Here is a 21,839-nt window from a genome sequence, read left to right as displayed (position 1 = left end):
TGACATCATCACACTTTCTATTGTTGAGGCGATCGCAAGGTGCAATTGACGATCGCTGAACGCTTGAAGTTACCCATCAATGCCATTAAAGTTGCGATCGACGCTCAGCGCGAGCGCACACGTGGAAGAGGATCACAACGGCAATCTGAGATTTACGTGGAATGGCGAGACGCTGACAATGCACCCCCCGAAGCACAAAGATTTATCTGATTTGAACAAACGATGTGGCAGTCATCGCGATCGCCTACGCTTTGACAAAAGAATTCCAACAGAAAGCTAAAATATTGGGAGAAAAGATTCAGAACGAGAATGGAGTTGATGCGGCAGTTCAAGCGCTCGCGAGCTGTCTTCAGCAAAAATGAACCTGAGAGATGGCAATATTTTCCCTATGGTGCAGAATTTACATTCACGCACAATTTTTTTTTGCGATCGCCTCTGCACGCTTTAGCAGACGATTGTTGAAGAGATCGCAATGACCTTGTAATAAAAGATGCGGTAATGTTACGTTAAAATAAGAATTAAGCCTCAGTTGCGTGATAATAGATAGGTATACTGCTCGTTCTATCGGTGGAGGTGCAGCCGAAAGCTTATCTGTCATTATCCATAGTTCACCTACTTTGGAGTTATCGATAGAGCAGCAGTCGGACAAGCCACAAATTTAAAGTTATCTTCAGTTTTTCATTAATATGCAAACTATTGAAGTTGAATACTCAGGTCAAATCCAAGTTAATAAAGGCAAAAATCCTAGAGAACTTTACGCCCATCAAAATGAGGCAATTAAGGCACTTGATCAGAAAAATAAGTCTCCTTTTGAGGGTTTGTTAGTTTTGCCTACGGGTGGTGGAAAAACGTTGACAGCCGTTCATTGGTTACTACGCAATTTCATCGACAAGCGTAAAAAAGTTTTGTGGATTGCTCATCGACATGAGCTACTTGATCAAGCGTTTGAAACCTTAAAATTTAGTGCTTACCCATCATTACTAAGTGATACTGAAAGATTCAAGTATCGCGTGATTTCTGGTCATCCCAAGCACGATCGCCCTGTTAACATCGAAAAAAGTGATGATATTATTATTGCCAGCAAAGATAGTTTAAACAGTGGGCTAAATTACCTCACAAATAATTGGGTTAATCATTCCGACGCGATACTTTTAGTAGTGGATGAAGCCCATCATGCAACAGCAAAGACTTATCGAAAATTAATTGACAGCATTAAGCAAAACTTTAAAGATAGAGGAAAAGCAGATGGTTTCAGAATGTTAGGGTTGACAGCAACTCCATTCAGAACAGATAAAAGTGAGCAAGGTTTGCTTAAAAAAGTTTTTCCCGATGACATTATCTTTTCAGAACACTTGAGGACGCTCATTACAAGAGGAATTCTTGCAGAACCAGTTTTCGAGAACTTAGAGACCGAGCTAGATTTCTATAAAGAATTAACAGACAGAGATATTAGATCAATTGAGGACTTCGACAAATTACCTAAGAAGGTTGCCGAAAAAATTGCGATGTCGAGTATCCGCAATAAACGGATTGTCGATCACTATGTTGAGAACCGAGAAAAGTATAAGCCCCTTCTGGTTTTCGCAGTTGACATCCAACACGCGATCGCATTAAACGGATTATTTAAAAAACGAGGAATAAACTCTGACTTCGTGGCATCAAAAATCATAGACGAAGGCACTGGAGCTACAATTTCTGTAAAAGAAAATTCAGAAAAAATCAAGCGCTTCAGGGCCGGAAAACTCGAAGTTCTCATAAACGTAGAAATGTTGACCGAAGGAACTGATTTGCCTAATGTTCAAACAGTTTTTCTGACACGCCCAACTACTTCTACACTTTTAATGACCCAAATGATTGGTAGGGCTTTGCGCGGACAGAAAGCAGGAGGTACAGAAAAAGCCTATGTTGTAAGCTTCATCGATAATTGGGAAGATAAAATTAACTGGGTTAATCCTGAAAAATTGACTGATATTGATGGCGCTGAGTTTGTTGATAGAGATATCGAGACAATGAAGAGAATTGCTCGACTTATCTCAATTGAAAAGATAGAAGAGTTTGCCCGTATGATGGATGATTCCATCGACACTACTGCTTTAGAAAAACTAGATTTTCTGAGGCGGGTTCCTGTTGGAATTTATCGCTTTTCTATTCTTGAATCTTCTGAGTCTGCTGAACCAGTGTCTAGAAACGCTGAACCAGTGTCTAGAAACTATGATGTACTTTTATATAACGGCACTGAGGAAGCCTATGATAGTTTTGTTAATGACCTAGATGCTGTATTTAAGAGTGTAAATATCCAAAATAGAGAAGTCTTGACTGACGAGGAGCTGGAATATTTACTGCAACTAACGAAGAACCTCTACTTCCCAGACTATCCTTTCCTGCTTGGATACAGAGATGATGATGTTAAAAATATTTTACGCTTCTATGCTCAAAAGGAGATGGAGCCAGAGTTCATCGCTTTTAGTGAGCGTAGAAAGTGTGATTTGTCAATTGTGGCAAGACATATCTACGAGAATGATTTAACACTTAGGCAAATAAATGAATATCTTACATCGCTATGGAATGACAGTAAATCCTTTTGGCAGGTTTTATTTGGATATAATTACGTTTATTTCAAGAAACAGGTAGATATCGAAATCAATAAGCTACTTGGAGTTTACCCCGATCTAACAGTTACCCCGACCATTGTAATTCCTGATACAGTTCCATTAGAAAGCCTTTCACTTGTGGAAATCCGAGAGCGTGATCCAGCAGAGTATCGGGATATTAAGAATGCTGTCTTTGCCAAGTATACTGACGGGAAAGGATTCATCGTCTGTGCCTCTAGTGGGTTTAAGAGCCAGATGCGAAGAGATTTTCAAATTGACCACATTATACCAATGTCAGAAGGTGGCTTAACTAGATTGGAAAATCTCCAAGTGTTGTCGCCCAAAGCACACGCAGAAAAAACTCGGTTGGAGAATCTAAAAAGGTAGTGAGTCGCAAAGCTTGAACGAATCCGCAGTATAACAATTCGCTTGGAGCAGACTGCTGAAAGATATTGGTACTGAGTTCAAGGTTACTTGCAGGCGCTCAAACGAACCGTTATGCCGAATCGATAAGTCCATTAAGATTATCTATTTCAGTTCGAGATTAGGCAAGCGAATATAGTAGACTTCGTTGTTGAGTTCGGAGAAGTTATTGGCGATCGCCCTCTAAAACATCAAATCATTTGAGAATATTTGTTGTTGGGTGGAATAGCGATCGCCTACAGCAAACTTTAACGGTCAAGTCATCGACATTTTCTTCTTGCCAAAGTGGTTCGCCGATCGCATTTTCACGCTCTATGGTGGCTTGCTGATAGTTGCGCTTCTGCTTCTTGTGATTAGATTGTTGAGTTGATGGGCAATCAGAATATCCGCCTGCAGATACATATATATATATGATGCGATCGCTATTCTGGATGATATAACCAAAAGCTTTTAACCAGTAACATACATCGTATTTTTAACCAAACCTTCAGCGCAAAGTGCTGTATCTTGCCCTTTCCACCTTTTAAAACATGACTAAAATCCAAGAAATTTCTCTAGACGATTTGTGGGAATCAGCACCGAAGAGCGATCGCCCCTTCAATCCTGAATCATTAATCAATCTTCCCAATCTAGCCCGCCGCTATTTGGAGAATGCGATCGCCCCCGGTACACCCCTCGCATCCGCTGTTCGACTGTGGATGCACGGTGAAATCAAACTCGATCAAAAATGGCATCCCTTCAAGGGAGAAGAAGTTATCTACGGTCATCGTGGCATGATCTGGCGGGCGACGACTTGGGCGAAGGGCTTACCGATTTGGGGAGGCGATCGCATCGTGGATGGTGTCGGCGAGTCGCAGTGGAAAATCCTGGGGCTGTTTCCAGTGGTGCAGGCATCTGGTGCTGATATCACCCGCTCTAGTGTGGGCGGAGTTCAAGTAGAGTCGATGCTGCTGCCTTCCATCCTCTGCAATCCCGACATCTCCTGGACAGAGTTGAACGCTTCACAGGTACAGGCAAACTTCACAGCCCTCGGCGAACCTGTCAAACTCACCCTGACAGTTAGCGATCGGGGAATGTTGGAGGAAGCCAAAATCGATCGCTGGGGCAATCCAGAAGGTGAAGCGTTTCACTATGTGGATTTTGGGGGAATTGTCGAGCAAAGCAGTACCTTTGACGGCTACACAATCCCGACTCGTCTTCGGGTAGGCTGGTTTTTGGGGAGCGATCGCTTTGAGTCTGAAGGCGAATTCTTCCGCTGTTCGATCGATCGGGCAATCTATCAATAAAGGAGGCATCCATGTCTAAGTCAATGAACCAACAAATTCTGCTCAAAAGTTACCCGACGGGAGAACCAAAAGAGAGTAATTTTGCTTTAGTTGAAACAGCAATTCCAGAACCGGGAGAGGGAGAAATACTCAGCAGCACCATTTACTTATCTCTCGATCCGTATATGCGAGGGCGAATGAGCGATCGCGAGTCCTATGCAAGTCCGGCAAAGTTAGGCGAAGTCATGGTGGGGAGCACTGTCAGCCAAGTAGTGAAATCAAACAACCCCAAATTTTCAGCAGGAGACTTCGTGCTGGGATATGGCGGTTGGCAAGATTATGCGATCGCCAAAGCCGAAACCTTGAGAAAACTCGACCCCAGTCAAGTACCAATCTCTTACGCATTAGGCATTACCGGAATGCCTGGAATGACCGCTTATTTTGCACTGCTAGATATTGGCAAGCCGAAAGCCGGCGAAACAGTCGTGGTTTCTGCTGCTTCTGGTGCTGTTGGTGCGATCGTCGGTCAAATTGCCAAAATCAAGGGTTGTCGGGCAGTAGGCATCGCTGGCAGCGATGAAAAATGCGATTATGTTGTCAATGAATTAGGATTTGATGCCTGCATCAACCGCAAAACTCAAGACCTGAATTCAGCATTAAAAGCTGCTTGTTCAAATGGAATCGATGTCTACGTCGATCATACGGCTGGCCCGATTCTCGAAGCAGTTTTGCAACAGATTAATCTGGGAGCCAGAATTCCTTTAGTAGGTTTAATCTCCCAGTATAATGCCGAAAATCCACCTCCCGGCCCTAATCTGATGCCACTATTGGTTAAACGTGCGCTGATTAAAGGGTTTCTGGTTGGCGATTACCAGCAGCGTCACGAAGAGTTTATCAATGATATGTCTCAGTGGTTGCAGGCAGGCAAACTGAAGTACAGAGAAGACGTTGTAAAAGGGTTGGAAAACGCACCCCACGCCTTTATTGGTTTACTGCAAGGGGCAAACTTTGGCAAGTTAATCGTTCAGGTTAGTGACGATCCAACAAAGAATTGATAGCATCAAAAAAGATTGAGTTTTTTGACGCGCATCACCTATTAGACTTTTTGCAAAAGTCCTTTTAATGAATTTGTGGGACGGGCGAGACGCCCATCCCACAAGAAAGAAAAAAAATGGGATGGGCATTTTTCCCGTTCTGGCTATTTTTACAAGAGGTCTATTTATGAGGTTTTTGAGTGCAGAATCATCTGATTTTGAGTGATCAATAAATTCACCTAATTAAACGTCAAATACAAATCGCTCAAAATGTCGCTGTGTATGTCTTCTTCCTTCTTCCTTCTTCCTTCTTCCTTCTTCCCTCTTCCTTCTTCCTTCTTCCTTCTACTTAAATCATGCCAACTGCAACCGACTTCAAAGATTACTACACCATTCTGGGAGTCAGCAAAACTGCAACTCCTGAAGAAATTAAGCGAGCCTATCGCAAACTAGCCCGCAAACATCATCCAGATGTGAATCCCGGCAATCCAGAAGCTGAGGATAAATTTAAAGATTTGAATGAAGCCAACGAGGTTTTATCAAATCCTGAAACGCGCAGCAAGTATGACCAATTTGGGCAGCACTGGAAGCAAGCAGGGGCTGGCGGCGCTCCTCCCAGAGGAACTAGCACGAATGCCGGGGGATTTGATTTCGATCCGTCCACTAATTTCGACGAATACAGCAATTTTGATGATTTTATCAAGGATTTGCTGGGTCGCGGCGGCCAAAGCCGATCGCGACAAACTCATTCGGGCACCTCGAATCAGGCTGATGATTTTGCGGGATTTCGCACTCAAGCACCTGCACCTGATACTGAAGCGGCGATCGCGCTTTCGTTCTCAGAAGCCTTTCACGGCGTGCAGAAACGCTTGCAGTTGGACGATGAAACCCTTAACGTTCGCATTCCCGCAGGTGCTAAATCAGGCAGTCGGATTCGGATTAAAGGAAAAGGTCGCGTCAGCCCTTTTTCTCAACAGCGAGGCGATTTGTATCTGACGATCGAACTATTTCTCCACTCATTTTTTAAGTTTTCAGGTGATAATTTAAGTTGCGAGGTTCCTATTCGCCCAGATGAAGCTGTTTTAGGTACTCAAATCCAAGTGCCAACGCCAGAGGGGGGTGTGATGATGACTGTGCCGAAAGGGGTGAGTTGCGGGCAATTGCTGCGGCTGCGCGGCAAGGGTTGGATATTACCCAAAGGCGATCGCACGGATCTGATTGTAAAACTTCAGATCGTGTCTCCGAAGGAGTTGAGTGAAATCGAGCAGGAGTGTTATGAAAAAATTAAGGCGAGTAGCAGTTTTAACCCGCGTTCCGCAATAGAAGAGGTGAGACTATGACCGAATTTAGCTTGTCCACTATGGTTGTTTCCCCAGATGGCGATCGGCTGTATACGTTTGAATATGCAGCTTTGGTGACGGAAACTTCAACGATGATAATTGAGCAATTTGTGCAAGTGGGGTTGATTGAGCCGATCGGCTCAATGTTGCACGCGCGGGAAATTGCGCGCATTGGTCAAATCCAACGGTTGCGCCAGGATTTAGGACTAAATCTCGTAGGGGCGGTAATGGTTGTAGATATGGCGCAGGAAATCGCCCAACTTCGGGCCAGGCTAAAAGCATTGCAGGCTTGACTTGAGAAAATATTATTTCTGTCATCTTCGCTCCTGGACGCATGGGTGGTCAGAAAGCGGGTTTATTTAGACTTGAATTGCATAAATCTTTGAGGCTAGCCGGTCAACCGCAGATGTCAGGCAGATAGACGGAGATGAACGCAGATAATTAAAGATAGTTTGCGACTTTTATAAGACAATACAGTTCACTTAACAATTTTTATTCCCCGGAGATCCCCCTAAATCCCCCTTAAGAAGGGGGACTTTAAGAGCTTTCTTGTTCCCCCCTTTTTAAGGGGGGTTAGGGGGGATCTTTCTTAAGTGAACCGTATTGTTTTATCAGAGGTATTTTGTCTTTGATTAGTCCATAACCATTAATCAAATCTGATACCAGTCGAGTCTTTGTTATTCGATAATTTTTGAAACAAAACCGCTTTTGAAATATTTAATATTCAACCCAATAATCCAATGATTAATCATCAATTTCAATCGACCGATTCCGCCGCATCTCAAAGTGAAAATCGCGTTGCAGTGTTGCTTGCAGGTTATGGTGAAGTGCAATCTTACCGCGATCTGAGTCGCTACAATCAAGCTGCAACCAAGTACATCGCGGCTCAGTTTGTGCCAATTCCACATTGGCTGTACCCCTTGGCTGGCAAGTTTCTGGCGCTTCAAGATTTGTACAATTTTGGGGTCAAGCATCATCAGTTCATGTCACCGGAAAATGAGATATTTGAAAAACAGCGCCTCGGCATTGAAACAGAGTTGCAAGACCGATGGGGCGATCGCGTGCAAGTGTTCAAGGGATTTTATTTCTGTCAGCCTTTTGTGCAGCAGGTTGTCGCAGACCTGATTCAGCAAGACTTTCAGAACTTATTGATCTATCCTTTGCTGGTTGTCGATTCTGCCTTTACGGGAGCAATTGCGATCGAACAAGTCAATGAAGTTATTGCAGCAAACGCACCTCAGAATAATCCTCAACACTCTCCAGATAGAAAAGTATATGTTATTTTTTATCTCATAACCAAAGTTTGGGGGTGTAATCGGTTAGCAGAGATATTGGGAGATGTTTCGCATGATTCTATCAATCGATTTTTATTAAGAGAAAGATCTGAACCGAAAGATTTATTCGAGACAGCTCAGAATATTATCACCAAGCGAAGGAGGGATACTGAGTATTGATGATACAGTAATAGAAAAACCTTATAGCGACCCCAAAAGTACAAAACTAATAGGTAATTTTTGGTCTGGCAAATACCATAAAACGATGATAGGGTTAAACTTGATTACCCTGTATTATAGTGATATCAATGGTAATTCAGTCCCGCTCAATTATAGAATATATGATCGAGAAGAGGGGAAAAGAAAAAATCAATATTTTATAGAAATGACGACGAAAATCATGAATTGGGGGGTGAAGCCCAAAATAGTTACGGGTGATAGTTGGTATTCAGGAGTAGAAAATTTAAAATTTCTCAGAAACCAGAAATTGGGGTTTTTATTCGCAGTCAAAAAGAATAGAACTGTCTCAAGTGAAACCAAAAAGTATTGTGCAGTAGGGATTATGGACATTCCAGATGAAGGAATAATCACTCACTTGAAAGAATTTGGATTTATAAAATTGTTGAGGAAAGTGTTCAAAAAATATGACTCTAGACACTATATTTTATATTTACCAAACTCGGAAAAACTCCGAGAAACAACTAGAAGTCAATTTGTCACGATTCATGATATTCATTGGGGCCTTGAAACCTTTCACAGAGCAATCAAACAAGTCTGTGGAATTTGTCTGTTCATGGTGAGAGATACCAATGCAATCAAAACTCATATATTTTGTTCACTTCAAGCATTTGTTAAATTGGAGTTGATGCGGTCTGAAAAAATAATTAGTAATTGGTATCAAATACAAAGAAATATGTTCAGTTTAGTTATACGTGAGCATATTTTTGGCTTTCCTTCAGAGTGATGCTATGGTCGAGAATACATAGATAATGTTTTTGGTCAATGCGTAAGTCCTACAGTCTATAGCTGTATCCTCAAATTCAAAGGCTTTGCGATTGCTTCGCGACTCTCACAATGAAATTAATCAAAAAAAAATGGCGTTTGTACTTGACAAACGCCATTTTATAGAATTACAAACGTGGCGTCTTATCTTGTTTAAACGACGCTAACAATTCGCGAATTTGGTCGGCCGCAATCTCGCGCCCGCCCAAACCAAAAGCTAGAGCAATCCCAACTGCGATCGCCCCAAGCAGCAGCCCGAAAGCCAAATTGACAATATCGCTGCCAATTCCCATCTGTTGCAGCGCCAAGGCCGAAACAAAGGCAATAATCGCAATCCGAGCCGCTTGGCCCAAAAGCCTCGCTTGGCGAGTTCCAGAACTGGCAATCAAACTAAACGCCAGATTCGCCAAGTACAAGCCGATCGCAAATACCACCAAACCGGCTAGCACCCGGCCTGCAACTAGGACAATACCGCTAACAATCGCCGTCAGCGCTGGAATTTGCAGCACGTCGGTAGCCGCCACCACTGCAAACAGCAGGATGCCCACCTGCACCACAATGCCGACAAACTCAGAAGGCGTGCGGGCTGGAAGTTCGGGTTCCTGAAGAATCGTTGCCTCCGGATTGATCGAACTTGGCGGTAGCCTCAGCGACTGTTTCGGTGGCTGCACTCCCAACCAAGAAAAGACATTGTTAAAGCCAATTCCGGTCAGGATATTAGTAACCAAATCGCCTACCCAGCGCCCCAAAATGTAAGCAAGCGCCAGAATCAGCGCCGCCGTGAAGATTTTGGGAACCGCACCCAAAATGTCGTTGAGCATCCCGATTGCAGGCTGCGAAATCGCTTGAATGTCCAAAGCGTTCAGAGCTGCGATCGCCGTTGGAATCAAAATCAAAACATAGACGATCGTCCCGACAATCCACGACAGCGATTGTCCGCCCGAAGTCCGCGAAATTCCAAACCGAGCGCCCAAATTGTCCGCCCCAGCAGCAGCCAACAGATTTGTGACAATCCGCCGCACCACCATAGCCAGCAGCCAGCCGACAAACCCAATCAGCACAGCTTCCAGAATTTTTGGAATGGCCGCCAGAATTTGGTTGAGTAAATTATTAACTGGCAGCAGAGCCTGCTGCATTTCCAGCGAGTCGAGAATCAGCGGCAAAAACAGCAGAAAAATGAACCAGTACAGCGCATTCGCCACAGTATCGCTCAGCAGCAAAGGGCGCTCGCTGGGCACAGTTCCCACCTCCTGATTCAAGCGCTCGTCCACGCTAAAAGTCCGCATCGCCCGCGATACGGCCATTTTGGCGACAGTTGCCAACACCCAAGCAATCCCCAACCAAATTAGCGCCCCGGCTAACTTCGGCAAGAAACCGGTAATTTGATTGAGAAAAGTATTGAGGGGTTGCGAGACAGCCGTTAGATTCAGCCGATTGAAAAAGGCAATTAGGAAAAAGACAAAAATGATCCAGAACACCGCTGCGGAAATCCATTTTTCCACTTGCGGGGCTCCAGCTCCTTCTGGGCGGCCTGTAATCCAAGCAGCCAGCCGATTGTCGATCGTAGTCTTCTTGAGCAATCCCCCGACGACAGAAGACACGAGGGCTGATACTATCAAGCCAATGAGCAGGATACCGACGGCCCAGATGAGATTTTCAATGTTTGAGCCCTGAATGAAATTGTTAATTCCGCGTTCGGCATCTGTCAGGGCATTCCCGGGCTGGGCCTGTGCCAAAATGCGATCGGACAAAGCCGCTATGGGGCCAGATATCGGTTGAGTTATCTCTTGCCAAGTTTCATTCATTTTTTTCTCAGGTTAACGTCAGATTTGACTAGGAGAAGACGAAACTTTAATAATAGTTCCAAAAAATCTAGACATCGCCTAAATTTAATGTTTGTACACTTTTAATCGTACTGGGTTAACTACCAAACCCTCTATCGAATTTGGGATCAACCCATCTCCGACTGCTTTTGGACCTATATTCAAAGAACCGTTCACATCGGCATTTATTAGTTGTCCAGTTTTGGTTCTGAACAATCCTCTTTTTACCCTACTGCCAATGTAGTCGGAATGTTGTTGAATTGGTTCCCAATTCAAAGCTGAACATTTGGAGGTGTAACTCTCCTCAACTAACACAACTTGAATTCCCGCAATTTGTCCTTTATACTGCAACATTTGCACGAATCGGCGATGGGGAATGCAGGCAAAATTTTGATTGTTAACCTTGCCCGTCTTAATCCCATCTTTGAAATCCTGGTTCCCGCCTATAGCCAGCAAGCCAATTTGATGATTAACGAGTTCTTTAATAATTGCGGAACTCGTCGTGTGGAGGTGGTAATCCACTTTACAGTTACGCTTGTGCCACAATCTGGCGAGTTTTTTAGTGGTTTTTGCGGCGGGCAGCAATGATTTCAATGGCGATGAAACTTGATTGCAGTATTGGTTTGTTGACTTAACAGCCCGTCCGTCGTAGATTGTCGGTACTAACCCAGGAACATTGTAGGTTAATGTTGCCAGATTGTTTAATCCTAAATCTATGGCAGCTACTCTCTGATTAACTTGTAAAGGCTGTTCTAACTTTTCATAGAGTACCTCGACAACATAACAACCTACCTTGGGAACAATCCGGATTTCCAGAATCGAGGTAACTTTTGATGGCAACCAAATATTAGTCCCAGAGGGACGAGCATATCCTTTTTTTAAGGCTCTTTTGCTGACAGCTTGACAATTAAATACAACTACATAGCGCCAGTCCTCTCTTTTTCGCTCTCTTGAACCTTTATAATGAGGGATTTTCGGTACCGCTTGAAATTTAGTTGGGTCTTCCTGATAGTTTCGCACCGCCAGATAATAGCTAGTCCATGCTTTGAGGACTAAGCCGAGCGTGCTTTGTGCTACCTTGGCCGGCAGTGGTTTGTAATCAGGACTTGTTTTGAGCGCGGGATAAACAGCCAGAGCGTTTGTTTGTTGGCTGGCGAAAAAGTTTTGACGGTAGATGTAGTTAGCGCTGTTGTAAAAATTTTTGCATAGCCAAGATAGTCGATCGGCTTCTAGATAAAACCTATAATTTGGTTTAATGATGTGCCTTTCGACTAGCTGCATAATTGGTATATATACTTTAATTCAAGATGATACACTGTAATTATGAGTGTGTCAATCTTTTAATTTCTGGAAAAATTGACGGTACAAGTAAATAAAGGACTATAAAGTAAGCAAAATTTTTGTAATACCATCATTGTTGCAGGTTCTCATGTCAATTCGTCAAGTTTTCGAGCAATCCATTGAAATTCGCGCTGCTGCTACTCTGGTGGAGCAGTGTATAGTCGATCGCACTTTAATGCACAAGTGGCTCAATCCCCTGCTACGCTGCGATCCCCAGGGCGAATGGGATACTGCTGTAGGAAGTCGCAGCTTATTTATCATAAAAATTCCAGTTTTGCAACCCACTTTAGAGAGTGTTGTGTTGGAGCGACAACCAGGTTTAATTGTGTGGGGGTTTGACGGATTTTTCAAAGGATGCGATCGTTGGGAATGCCAGCCCCAAATCCAAGGAACTCTCTTGATTAACCGCTTTGAATTTCAAATTCCCAATCGTTTCATTAGATTGGGTTTCAATCGCTTTGCAGCCCCTTGGACGCAGAAAGATATGAAAGACCAACTGCGCCGACTTAAGCGGGTAGCCGAGCAACTATCTCAAAAAATGGGTAATGGGTAAGGGATAATGGGGAATTGGTAATTGGTAATTGCTAATGAGTAATTGCTAATAGCTGAAAACTTAGAGCTAATAGGAAAAAAAGCACCAATTCACAATTCCCAATTCCCAATTCCCTGGAATTTCAGTTATTTACTTCACACTTCCCGATGGATTTGGCTGACAAATCATTTCTCTCGCCGAATTCACGGCTTGGTTAGCCGTATTTTGCAAAGCCGGGGAATTCTGATACAAAGCTTGCAAATCTTGCACATCTTTAATCACTCGCTCGTAGATAACCATCGCTTGATTGCCGTTAACTTCTAAGGCAGCAGGGCTGTAATTTTGCATCACTTCAATCAGCGATATTTTGCCATCTTTGGAAGCTGCGACTAAAGCATCGCGCAGTGCGGGCACGCTTTGAAGCCGAGCAGTCGGCGCATAAGCAACCTCGCCCAATTCTTTGAAAACAATTTCCCCAAAATAAGTGCTTGCTAGCCGCGCTACCAATTGGGAATCTAAAGGCACTTCTCGCGTTAATATTTCGCGCATCGACTCGGGAGTTTGTTTCGCAAGACTCAGAACGCTTTGCAGTTGAGATGATGCTTGGCCAGTTTGTGCAAAGCTTTGCAAGTCGCTCATCGGTAATGTTACGTCAACAGCACCGTATTTTACGGTAAGATTATCTAATGCAAAGGCTTTGCCGCTGCTTAGGAATACTGCACTTGTTCCCACCAAAAGCGCCAAACCTAATGATAAAGACTTTGACATTCTTTTGGTTAAATGGGCTGACAGCGATTGCATTCCGTTGAGATAACCTTGTTGAAACTGAAAGTTCATGAGTTTGTGCCTCTTTACGTCAAAATACTTTTTCGATCGGTCGTCTGTGCAGGTATCTGTGCAGGTATCTGTGCGGGTATCTGTGCGGGTATCAGTCGGGAAAGTGGACTCGGAAGTTCGGTAAATGACCTATGATTTTACAGTCACGTCAAGCAAATTTAACCTATCAAAAGATAGGTATTAATTGACCATTAATATGTTATAATTAGCGGTTTGACAATTTTAGATACCTTTGCAAAAATTATAAAAGCGAAATTGAGTCGTGGGGCAGCAGTTTATTGAATGTCGCTTTCACGGCTTATAGTGTGCGATCGATACCAAATTTAAGTTCACATATCCCGATCGAGCTGATCGACCAGTTGGCGAATTCTAGCAGCATCAGGAGCATTAGGAGCATTTCTCAGATATAGTTCCAAATCGTGGCGCGCCTCGGCCAAGCGCCCCAGTTGATAGTAGAGAATTCCGCGATCGCGCCGTTCCCCCAGCGCATCGGGAAACAGCAGCAAAATCCGTTCGATCGCCAAAAGCACCCTCAAAGCATCTCGCTGTTGCAAATAAATCGCCTTCAGATTTCCCAGCATTCTCCCCAACAAATGCCGGCGACTTATCGGGGCGAGAAAAGTCGGCTGCAACTCCATAGGTTGCCCATAAATTTGAGAAAGTCTGGCTTGACAATCTTCAGGAAATAATATCTCCCCGCCGTTAAACGCATCAACAAAAATACCAGCATCTTCAAAATCCGGTCTAATTAAAAAATGTCCCGGCATCCCAATACCCACCATCGGAAAATCAATCCGCTTAGCAACCTCCAAATAAACCAAAGATAAAGAGATCGGAATACCAGTACGCCGATCGATCACTTCATTCAAAAAGCTATTGCGGGGATCGTAATAATCAGCATCATTGCCCGAAAACTGCAACTCCCCATATAAATAGGCGTTAATAGTTTGAATAATCCGCAGCGGATAATTCTGTGCCGGCAGGCGATCGCGCACTTCATCTGCGATCGTGTCGAGAGCGTTTAGATACTCCTCTGGCTCCAAATTGGGGTATTCTTCCAAAGCCATATAAAGAGCAGCTTTCGCCAGGTCGATCGAGCCATCAGGCTGATTTATTTCTCGATAAAATAGTTGTCGGGCGATCGGAAAATCCATATTTATGATTGATTTGATTTTAATTGACATTTTATACGAATATCCAGTTGCCCAAAAAAATATTAAAAACATCTCTCTTCTCTTCCTCTCTGCGTTCTCTGCGCCCTCTGCGGTTCAAAAAAAACAGTCCTGTATGTAACGCACACCTTACAGCTTAACTTTTAACCTTCAAATCCCGTGACTTTTGCCAATCACCCAACTGCGGCGAAAAATCCGAGCCAGCGTCGATTCTTCCAAAGCAAAATAGATAGGGCGGCCGTGAGGACAAGTGCGCGGATTGCGAGTTTGCTGCCATTCATCCAACAAATTTTGCATTTGGGAAAGACTCAAAGGAGTACCGTTTCGCATAGCGCTGCGGCAAGCAGTAGCGACTTGAGCCGCTTGCAAATCTGCGACTTTACTGAGTTCAAAAAGCGCATCCGCACAATCATCTCGAAGAGCTAACAATTCAGGAACTTCCCGCGCCGCCCATAGCTGTTCTCCAAAAGTTTCTACTTCCAAACCCAAGCGGGATAAATTTTCAATTTGCAGCGCCGATAATTGACTGAGAATCACTGGTTTTTCGAGATATTTTAGCTGCCAATCCGCGCACAATTGCTCGTACAAAACGCGCTCGTGAGCGATGTGTTGTTCCACCAACCACATTCCGCTGGGATGTTCCGCAACAATGTAAGTATTGTGAACTTGAGCGATCGCCCTCAGTTCCATCAATCCTATTTTATTACGTTTTGCCTCTTCGCTGCCGTCATCATTCTGTCGAGCAGAAATCCCGACACTGTAAGCACTTTTTTGTTCCGACGCCTTCAGCAATTGTCCCACTCGATCGGGAATTGGCGCAGCCGGCAAAACCTCATCATTCAGGTGCAAAGCCCGATCGATTGCTGCGCTAACTTGTTCTTGCCAAAAACTCGGATCATGCAGATAAATTTCCACCTTAGCGGGGTGGCGGTTCCAGTCGATTTCCGAAGGGGAGATTTGCAGGTGGACAAAACACACGGGATAGCGATCGCGCGGACAAGTGCGGGCAAAGGCGCTGAGAATCGTTTGCTCTAATTCGGGCGATCGCACAACTCGCCGATTTACCCCAACTTTCACCCAATCCGGCCGCCTGCGGTGACAGCGATCGGGCAAACCAATTACTAATTCTAAAAACTGGGAATTGGGCATTTGGAATTGGGAAGTAGCAACTGGGAATTGGTAATTAGGCTTAACTGTAGCGCCCACAAGTTGAGTTTCTACCAAGAAATTTGCTGCTTTCTGATTTTGAGGACTCGCAGGCAAATCTAACTTTAAATACTGCAAATCGCTCGATCGCACACCGCGCACGAATTGAGGTAAAAGTTGTTCCGCTGTGCTCCCAGGAGTTACGTGCAAACAAGGCGTATTTCCTTGACGCAACTGCCAATTAACGTGCGGGTGACAAATAGCAATTTGCTGAAGAGTTAATTGGATCGATCGCATTTGCTGTGCCGGCGACAAAAAACTGCGGCGCACAGGCCAATTGCCAAACAAATTATCAACAGTCACCACCGTACCCGGAGCGATCGCCGCTGTTTCCACCTCCACAGCAACGCCTGCGTTGTTGTAAACCACCCGCCATCCCGATCGAGCATTTTCAACTCCCCCCTTGTTAAAGGATGATTTGGCGGGGGTTTGCGCCGATTCTCGATTTTCCGAAAAATCCCCCAATCCCAAATCATTCGATCGGCTCAAAACCTCCAAACAGCCCAACTGAGCTAAACTGTGCAAAGCTTCCCCACGAAATCCCAAAGTATCAATTTTGTAAAGGTCAGCTTCAGTGGTAATTTTGCTCGTACTGTGGGGCGAAGCCGCCTGCCGCAAATTTTCCAGATCCATTCCCGTACCATTATCTGCAACTTGCACCCGCCACTGTTCGGGCCAAACAGACACAACGATACGAGTTGCGCCAGCATCCAGAGAATTTTCAACTAATTCTCGTACCGCAGCGGCGATCGAGTCAATCACTTCGCCGGCGGCAATTAAATTGATAACTTCTGTGGGTAAGGTTTGAATAGTAACTGGCATCAGATTTTTAGCGCTGCGTTAATTCAATTCTACTTGATTCTGCAAGTCGCTACACAGTATTAGGACTTACGCTCTTAAACCCGGTTTATTAGAAAAATATTTTTTTATAACAAGATATCTATTCATCAACCAAGTCTCTGAGGCTGAGTGAGAAAGTCCTAAATATATATCTTCCTACCTACTTAATTTTTATTTGCTAAAGCCATGCTTTTCGGCAAGCTGATGTAAAAATTTGTGCCTTTTCCGTCCTCTGACTCATAAGTAATTTTCCCTTTGTGAGCCTCAACGATCGACTTAACAATTGCCGTTCCCAACCCAGTACCAGTCCGCTTGCCATAAGTCACAAACGGTTCAAATAACTTTTCCTTAATTGTCGGTGGAATGCCTGGGCCGTTATCGTAAATGCTAATTTCTGCCCACTCCTCACTTTGTGTCACCGCAATCTCCACCCGACCCCCTCTTCCGCCAAAAGCCTCAACAGCATTCCCAACTAAATTTTGTAAAACGCGCAAAATCTTATTTTCATCCGCTTCCACTATTACTTCTGTCACCCGTACTGTTAAATCTACTTTTGCTGCTTCACAATAAACTCTGTTCAACTTTTCAAACTGCTGCAACGTCTGAATTAGATTAACTGGTTTTTTATTTAATACAGAATTACCGCGCGAAAATTCTAATACTTCTTCAGCCATCCCCAACATTCGATGAACCTGCAATTGAATAAGTTCACACCACTCCTGAGTTTCCTCATCTGGGTGCATTTCTTTGAGTATTTCACTGGAGAGTCTAATTCCGGTAAAAGGACTTTTGAAATCGTGAATAATTGTACTCACCATTTCTCCTACCAATACCATTTTTTGTTTGTGTACCAACTGGCTAACATATTGATCCGTCGTATCCCGTAAATTTTTAGTAATGAAACTAAACATTTGCAGTACCGAACTGCCTTTAGCAAACTGGAGAGTTTTTATTAGTTCTTCACGGGCTATTTTAGCCAAAGTCGAGCCTGCAACTGCCACAGCTCTAGCACTGCGTGGCTCTCCGTCTAAAATTCCGAGTTCGCCAAAATAATCCTCTGGCTTAGCCACAGCAACAGTTTGATATTTATTGTTTTCAAGCCGCTTGCTAAACTCGACTTTACCTTCTAAAACTAGATAGAAAAAATCCGCTGTTTCTCCTTCTTCAAAAACCAGCGTTTCCTCAGCAAAACTCTCCAAAACAGCTATTTGGCACAGGTGAGCAGCTTGCTCTGGTTCAAAATAAGACATAAATCGATGAGATGCCAGATCCATGTTAAAATACCTGAGACTTAATTTAAACAGTTTCTTTCTTCTATTTTCGCCGATCGGCATCGATGCGTTAATAAAATACAATACTGCTTTAATCTGCCTCTATTTTCTGACATCCCAGGCTTGGACGCAAGGATCTGGGTCGGCATGGAGAGCCAGACTAGCATAGCAGCAGCAGTAATCTCACCAAAACTCTCAGTTGATTGACTCAAATACATAAGTATTGTACTATTTTTTAGATTTAAATTGGATTCGCAGGGGGTTCTCCGGCTACCTCAGAAGATTTTAACTGTAGAGAGATTGTGTAATTTAAATGCCGATCGACCGAGTTTACAAAAATTAACGCTCTCCCGATAAAACGATCGCAGCATTCTGCCCGCCAAAGCCAAAACTTAAACAAACCGCATTTCTGACAATAGCCGATCGCGAACAGCGAACAAAATCTAATTCAAACCCCGGTTTTTTCATTCCAACGCAAGGCGGCAACATCTGATATTTAATACTCATCAAACAAAAAGCCGCGCCCAAAGCTCCCGAAGCTCCCAAAGTATGACCCGTAGCCCCCTTAGTCGAACTAACAGCAACTCCTCGGTGAAATAACTTCTCAATTAACAGTGCTTCGTGTCGGTCATTTAACTCAGTTGCAGTACCGTGAGCATGAATAAAATCTATATCAACCGCCGCTAAATTGCTGCGTTTCAAACATTGATTTACCGCCCTGATCGCACTTTCCCCCCCCAGCTCCGGCGCATGAGCATGGCAAGCATCATTTGTCAAGCCAAAACCGGAAACTCGACCGTAGATTTTAGCACCACGACGCCTTGCCAATTGGGCGGATTCTAATACAAATAAAGCCCCGCCTTCACCGAGTACAAAGCCTTCACGATTTTCATCAAACGGATAGCACCCATTGTTTGCCAAAGCACCCATCCGGCTAAATCCAGCCAGAGTCAGCGGTGTTATAGGCGCTTCCACAGCACCTGCGATCGCCCGCTGACACTCACCAGTGCGGATTAAATCAACAGCACGGGCGATCGACTGTAGGCCCGTCGCACAAGCAGCCATCGGCGCCAATACCGGCCCCGTCGAACCAATTGCCCTCGCCGCTGCGATCGCCCCCATGTGAGGCAAAAAATTCACTAATCGATAATCGGTAATCGGTAATTCCCTTCCCTCTTTCTTCTTCCCTTTTTCTTCTTCCTTCTTGCTTCTTCCTTCGCTTGCTAACTGTTCTAAATTTGCCTGGAAGCCTCGGCTAGAACCGATCACAACCCCGCAATCAGGCAAAGGCAAAGTCAAATTAGCATCTTGCAAAGCATCTGCTAAAACCTGCCTAATTAAAGTTATTAAATCGACAGGTTTTTTGCCAATTAAAGCCAAAGGTCGCCGTTCAAGTTCTAAAAAAGGTTGATGCCGATCGATTCCACATTCTCCAGACAGCAGTCTTTTCCAGCCCGTTTCCAGAGTCCCTAAACCCGAAACAAGACCAATTCCAGTAACAACAACATCCATTCACTAATGACTGCTGACTAATGACTAATGACTACCTTCAGCTAGCAGCCTTAAAATTTTCCAAACCCTGAGTAACGGTAGCCTTCTCAATGCGATCGCCCGCTTCAATCTTATCAATCACATCCATGCCTTGTTTCACGTACCCAAAAACTGCATAGCTACCGTCCAAAAACGGTACATCGGTCAAAGTAAAGTAAAACTGAGAAGAAGCCGAATCAGGACTCTGCGATCGAGCCATAGCCACAGCCCCGCGAGTGTGCATTAACACGGGTTTCTCCTTAACCCCAGCTTCTTCTAGCGTTTGGCTATAAGTCGGATTGGCAGCACCTTTAGCTTTAATTTCCAGAGGAATCCTGCGTTCTGCCGAAGTTTTCGGGTCAATAAAACCGCCAGTTCCCAGTCGCGCTGTAGGGAATTTAGGGTCTTTGCCCTGGGGGTCGCCGCCCTGAACTACAAAAGGCTGAGGTTCCCGCACGACTCGGTGAAATACCAGCCCGTCGTAGACTCCTTTCTGAACCAAATCGACAAAATTGCCCGCAGTAATTGGCGCATTTGTGCCGTCGAGTTCGATCGTAATTGGAGCACCTTTAACCGTCATCATCACCGTTGCTTTTCCTTCCAATCGTGGCAAATTGCTAAATTGCGAACTCGCCGCTACAGCAGCAGGAGAAGGAGAGGGAGACAAAGAAATATTTTCACCCGACGCCGGATTCGATGTCGGAGTCGAGTTTGCCACAGGAGAACTACCGCATCCTCCGACAAACAACGCGCCAATTATTAAAAGTGAGAACAACCACCGCTGAATTTTGATTTGCATTTGCATTTGTATTTTCACTTTGAGTCAATTACGGACTTTGCAACTAAAGATTTTAATTCAATAGTCCGAACTGTTTTTAGTTCGTAGTCTGAAACAATCGATTTTCCTTGGATAGCGAACTTGCCTAATCGCCTTGAAACCCTTATTCTACGGTTGGAAATCAAAAACTATCCGAAGTATTGTTAATTGATAGATTCAAAAATTGGTAACGGGCTTACTCGCAGAGCGATATTTTTCACTTACCAGGTAGGTAAGGTGCGCGGCCCGGCGCACCCTACGAGACATTACCAATCTAAAATCTAAAATCGCACATCGAAAATCCCTATAGTCCTTCTAGGGGAACTTGCAAAAATCGAGCCAATTCGGCCGCTTGATTTTCCACTTCAGACAAAGCAATCGGCTGTCCGACTCTAGTCAGGGGAAACTGACGGCGGTCTTTGAGCTTAAGATAAATACTGCGACGGGGACTGAGACCTTCTTTAATGTCCACCCGCACAGATTGCACGTCCGATGTCTTGCAATTAAAATCAACTTTGCGGTTTTTGCCGGGAAAACCCCAGCGAAAGATCCGAATGTTACCAGTTTGTCGATCAAATTCGTTGTAACCGCCGCCGACATCCCACAGAACAGTCAGCCACAGGTAAAGCGCCAACAGCACACCGCAGACACCGTAGAAACTCATCGCAATGCCTTGGGGGATGAAAATGAGCTGAGTCGGGTCAGCAAAAGGCAGCAGGTTAACGTGCAAGTAGCTGGAAAGGCCCGACAGCAGGAAACCAGTCCCTCCCATGCTGACCACCGTCGCCCACCAGTAATTGCTGAAGCGGCGGGAGCCCAAAACCGGGTAGCGCAGGACAGAATCGATCGAGGTCATTGTTTTTGCAGTCATAAAATTAAACAGCCTTAAAGCCAAATCTTAATTCAATTAGCCCACCGAGCGTCACGCTTGGCTAGCGCGATCACTATCGACCGATCGCGATTCTGTATCAACTCCTGCCGTTCTAGTTGAAAATTAATGAACTTATAATATATAGTTATGTTAACTTTAATTAGAAACCTTGGTCTTTTAACAAGCAAGAGGATTTTACCGCAATGACAATCGCAGTCGGACGCGCCCAGACCGAAAGAGGCATCTTTGATGTACTCGACGACTGGCTCAAACGCGATCGCTTCGTCTTCGTAGGCTGGTCTGGCATCCTGCTATTCCCCTGCGCCTACCTATCCATCGGTGGCTGGTTAACAGGCACCACCTTCGTCACATCCTGGTACACCCACGGTTTGGCAAGCTCCTACCTCGAAGGAGCCAACTTCCTCACCGTAGCAGTATCCACCCCAGCCAACAGCCTCGGACACTCCCTGCTGTTCCTGTGGGGCCCCGAAGCACAGTGGGACTTCACCCGCTGGTTCCAACTCGGTGGTTTGTGGACATTTGTCGCCCTCCACGGCGCCTTCGCACTGATCGGCTTTTGCCTGCGTCAGATCGAAATCGCCCGTTTGGTAGGCATCCGTCCCTACAACGCCCTAGCATTCACCGGCCCCATCGCCGTGTTTGTTTCGGT

Annotated in this window: 16 protein-coding genes and 3 pseudogenes; 10 read left to right on the top strand and 9 right to left on the bottom strand. The window is 44.6% G+C overall.

Features of this window, described 5'->3' with window-relative positions:
- Window positions 1–39 precede the first annotated feature (39 nt).
- From QUA58_RS11050 to QUA58_RS11015, 8 genes and pseudogenes are all read left to right on the top strand, one after another.
- Window positions 40–210, top strand: coding sequence for a hypothetical protein (locus tag QUA58_RS11050; protein WP_333394052.1), 171 nt, complete (start codon window positions 40–42; stop codon window positions 208–210).
- Window positions 211–686: 476 nt separating this feature from the next.
- A complete protein-coding gene (locus tag QUA58_RS11045) occupies window positions 687–2,978 on the top strand; it encodes a DEAD/DEAH box helicase family protein (RefSeq protein WP_333394050.1) in 2,292 nt (763 codons plus the stop codon).
- Between the two features lie 566 nt (window positions 2,979–3,544).
- Window positions 3,545–4,300: a DUF6920 family protein gene (locus QUA58_RS11040; RefSeq protein ID WP_333394047.1), complete on the top strand. Its 756-nt coding sequence runs from the start codon at window positions 3,545–3,547 to the stop codon at window positions 4,298–4,300.
- 11 nt (window positions 4,301–4,311) lie between these two features.
- Window positions 4,312–5,334: an NADP-dependent oxidoreductase gene (locus QUA58_RS11035; protein ID WP_333394045.1), complete on the top strand. Its 1,023-nt coding sequence runs from the start codon at window positions 4,312–4,314 to the stop codon at window positions 5,332–5,334.
- A gap of 335 nt (window positions 5,335–5,669) precedes the next feature.
- The gene (locus QUA58_RS11030) at window positions 5,670–6,653 is read left to right on the top strand and encodes a J domain-containing protein (protein WP_333394044.1); all 984 of its coding nucleotides are present in this window, start codon (window positions 5,670–5,672) and stop codon (window positions 6,651–6,653) included.
- A complete protein-coding gene (locus tag QUA58_RS11025; protein WP_333251335.1) occupies window positions 6,650–6,946 on the top strand; it encodes a chaperone modulator CbpM in 297 nt (98 codons plus the stop codon). The genes QUA58_RS11030 and QUA58_RS11025 overlap by 4 nt, the downstream gene beginning before the upstream one ends.
- Window positions 6,947–7,393: 447 nt before the next feature.
- Window positions 7,394–7,876, top strand: a pseudogene (locus QUA58_RS11020) (ferrochelatase); the annotation flags it as partial.
- Window positions 7,877–7,960: 84 nt separating this feature from the next.
- Window positions 7,961–8,891, top strand: a pseudogene (locus tag QUA58_RS11015) (IS701 family transposase); the annotation flags it as partial.
- Window positions 8,892–9,057: 166 nt separating this feature from the next.
- Here the strand turns inward: QUA58_RS11015 and QUA58_RS11010 are convergent.
- Window positions 9,058–10,734: a mechanosensitive ion channel gene (locus tag QUA58_RS11010; RefSeq protein ID WP_333394042.1), complete on the bottom strand. Its 1,677-nt coding sequence runs from the start codon at window positions 10,732–10,734 to the stop codon at window positions 9,058–9,060.
- An 84-nt stretch (window positions 10,735–10,818) separates the two neighbouring features.
- Complete coding sequence (locus tag QUA58_RS11005) at window positions 10,819–12,033, bottom strand: transposase (RefSeq protein WP_333251340.1); 1,215 nt, start codon at window positions 12,031–12,033, stop codon at window positions 10,819–10,821.
- A gap of 148 nt (window positions 12,034–12,181) precedes the next feature.
- Here QUA58_RS11005 and QUA58_RS11000 point away from each other — a divergent pair, with 148 nt between their 5' ends.
- On the top strand, window positions 12,182–12,646 hold the full coding sequence (locus tag QUA58_RS11000) for an SRPBCC family protein (protein WP_333251342.1): 465 nt from the start codon (window positions 12,182–12,184) through the stop codon (window positions 12,644–12,646).
- Between the two features lie 129 nt (window positions 12,647–12,775).
- Here the strand turns inward: QUA58_RS11000 and QUA58_RS10995 are convergent, their stop codons facing one another.
- From QUA58_RS10995 to QUA58_RS10965, 7 genes are all read right to left on the bottom strand, one after another.
- Window positions 12,776–13,462, bottom strand: coding sequence for an alpha/beta hydrolase (locus tag QUA58_RS10995; RefSeq protein WP_333251345.1), 687 nt, complete (start codon window positions 13,460–13,462; stop codon window positions 12,776–12,778).
- Window positions 13,463–13,791: 329 nt separating this feature from the next.
- Window positions 13,792–14,616 (bottom strand): transglutaminase family protein, encoded by an 825-nt coding sequence (locus QUA58_RS10990; protein ID WP_333251371.1) that lies wholly within the window; start codon window positions 14,614–14,616, stop codon window positions 13,792–13,794.
- A 168-nt stretch (window positions 14,617–14,784) separates the two neighbouring features.
- Window positions 14,785–16,662, bottom strand: a complete 1,878-nt coding sequence (gene mutL / locus QUA58_RS10985) for a DNA mismatch repair endonuclease MutL (protein WP_333251346.1) — start codon at window positions 16,660–16,662, stop codon at window positions 14,785–14,787.
- A gap of 182 nt (window positions 16,663–16,844) precedes the next feature.
- A complete protein-coding gene (locus QUA58_RS10980; RefSeq protein WP_333394041.1) occupies window positions 16,845–17,954 on the bottom strand; it encodes an ATP-binding protein in 1,110 nt (369 codons plus the stop codon).
- Window positions 17,955–18,290: 336 nt separating this feature from the next.
- Window positions 18,291–19,463: a beta-ketoacyl-ACP synthase gene (locus QUA58_RS10975; RefSeq protein ID WP_333251351.1), complete on the bottom strand. Its 1,173-nt coding sequence runs from the start codon at window positions 19,461–19,463 to the stop codon at window positions 18,291–18,293.
- A 37-nt stretch (window positions 19,464–19,500) separates the two neighbouring features.
- Window positions 19,501–20,286 (bottom strand): peptidylprolyl isomerase, encoded by a 786-nt coding sequence (locus QUA58_RS10970; protein WP_445301872.1) that lies wholly within the window; start codon window positions 20,284–20,286, stop codon window positions 19,501–19,503.
- Window positions 20,287–20,602: 316 nt separating this feature from the next.
- Window positions 20,603–21,169, bottom strand: coding sequence for a photosystem I assembly protein Ycf4 (locus QUA58_RS10965; RefSeq protein ID WP_333251357.1), 567 nt, complete (start codon window positions 21,167–21,169; stop codon window positions 20,603–20,605).
- 203 nt (window positions 21,170–21,372) lie between these two features.
- Between QUA58_RS10965 and QUA58_RS10960 the strand changes: the two are divergent.
- Window positions 21,373–21,839, top strand: a pseudogene (locus QUA58_RS10960) (photosystem II D2 protein (photosystem q(a) protein)); the annotation flags it as partial.

The sequence above is a fragment of the Microcoleus sp. N9_A1 genome, assembly GCF_036701795.1.
Taxonomy (GTDB): Bacteria; Cyanobacteriota; Cyanobacteriia; order Cyanobacteriales; family Microcoleaceae; genus Microcoleus.
This window is presented reverse-complemented; position numbering and strand designations above follow the sequence as displayed.

Excerpts from the sequence above, each read along its gene's own strand:
- QUA58_RS11010 (WP_333394042.1), bottom strand. The coding sequence starts at position 10,734 with ATGAATGAAACTTGGCAAGAGATAACTCAACCGATATCTGGCCCCATA.
- QUA58_RS10995 (WP_333251345.1), bottom strand. The coding sequence starts at position 13,462 with ATGAACTTTCAGTTTCAACAAGGTTATCTCAACGGAATGCAATCGCTG.
- QUA58_RS11045 (WP_333394050.1), top strand. The coding sequence starts at position 687 with ATGCAAACTATTGAAGTTGAATACTCAGGTCAAATCCAAGTTAATAAA.
- QUA58_RS11035 (WP_333394045.1), top strand. The coding sequence starts at position 4,312 with ATGTCTAAGTCAATGAACCAACAAATTCTGCTCAAAAGTTACCCGACG.
- QUA58_RS10990 (WP_333251371.1), bottom strand. The coding sequence starts at position 14,616 with ATGGATTTTCCGATCGCCCGACAACTATTTTATCGAGAAATAAATCAG.
- QUA58_RS10965 (WP_333251357.1), bottom strand. The coding sequence starts at position 21,169 with ATGACTGCAAAAACAATGACCTCGATCGATTCTGTCCTGCGCTACCCG.
- QUA58_RS10970 (WP_445301872.1), bottom strand. The coding sequence starts at position 20,286 with ATGCAAATGCAAATCAAAATTCAGCGGTGGTTGTTCTCACTTTTAATA.
- QUA58_RS11000 (WP_333251342.1), top strand. The coding sequence starts at position 12,182 with ATGTCAATTCGTCAAGTTTTCGAGCAATCCATTGAAATTCGCGCTGCT.
- QUA58_RS11005 (WP_333251340.1), bottom strand. The coding sequence starts at position 12,033 with ATGCAGCTAGTCGAAAGGCACATCATTAAACCAAATTATAGGTTTTAT.
- QUA58_RS10975 (WP_333251351.1), bottom strand. The coding sequence starts at position 19,463 with ATGGATGTTGTTGTTACTGGAATTGGTCTTGTTTCGGGTTTAGGGACT.
- QUA58_RS11030 (WP_333394044.1), top strand. The coding sequence starts at position 5,670 with ATGCCAACTGCAACCGACTTCAAAGATTACTACACCATTCTGGGAGTC.
- QUA58_RS11025 (WP_333251335.1), top strand. The coding sequence starts at position 6,650 with ATGACCGAATTTAGCTTGTCCACTATGGTTGTTTCCCCAGATGGCGAT.
- QUA58_RS11040 (WP_333394047.1), top strand. The coding sequence starts at position 3,545 with ATGACTAAAATCCAAGAAATTTCTCTAGACGATTTGTGGGAATCAGCA.
- QUA58_RS10980 (WP_333394041.1), bottom strand. The coding sequence starts at position 17,954 with ATGGATCTGGCATCTCATCGATTTATGTCTTATTTTGAACCAGAGCAA.
- mutL (WP_333251346.1), bottom strand. The coding sequence starts at position 16,662 with ATGCCAGTTACTATTCAAACCTTACCCACAGAAGTTATCAATTTAATT.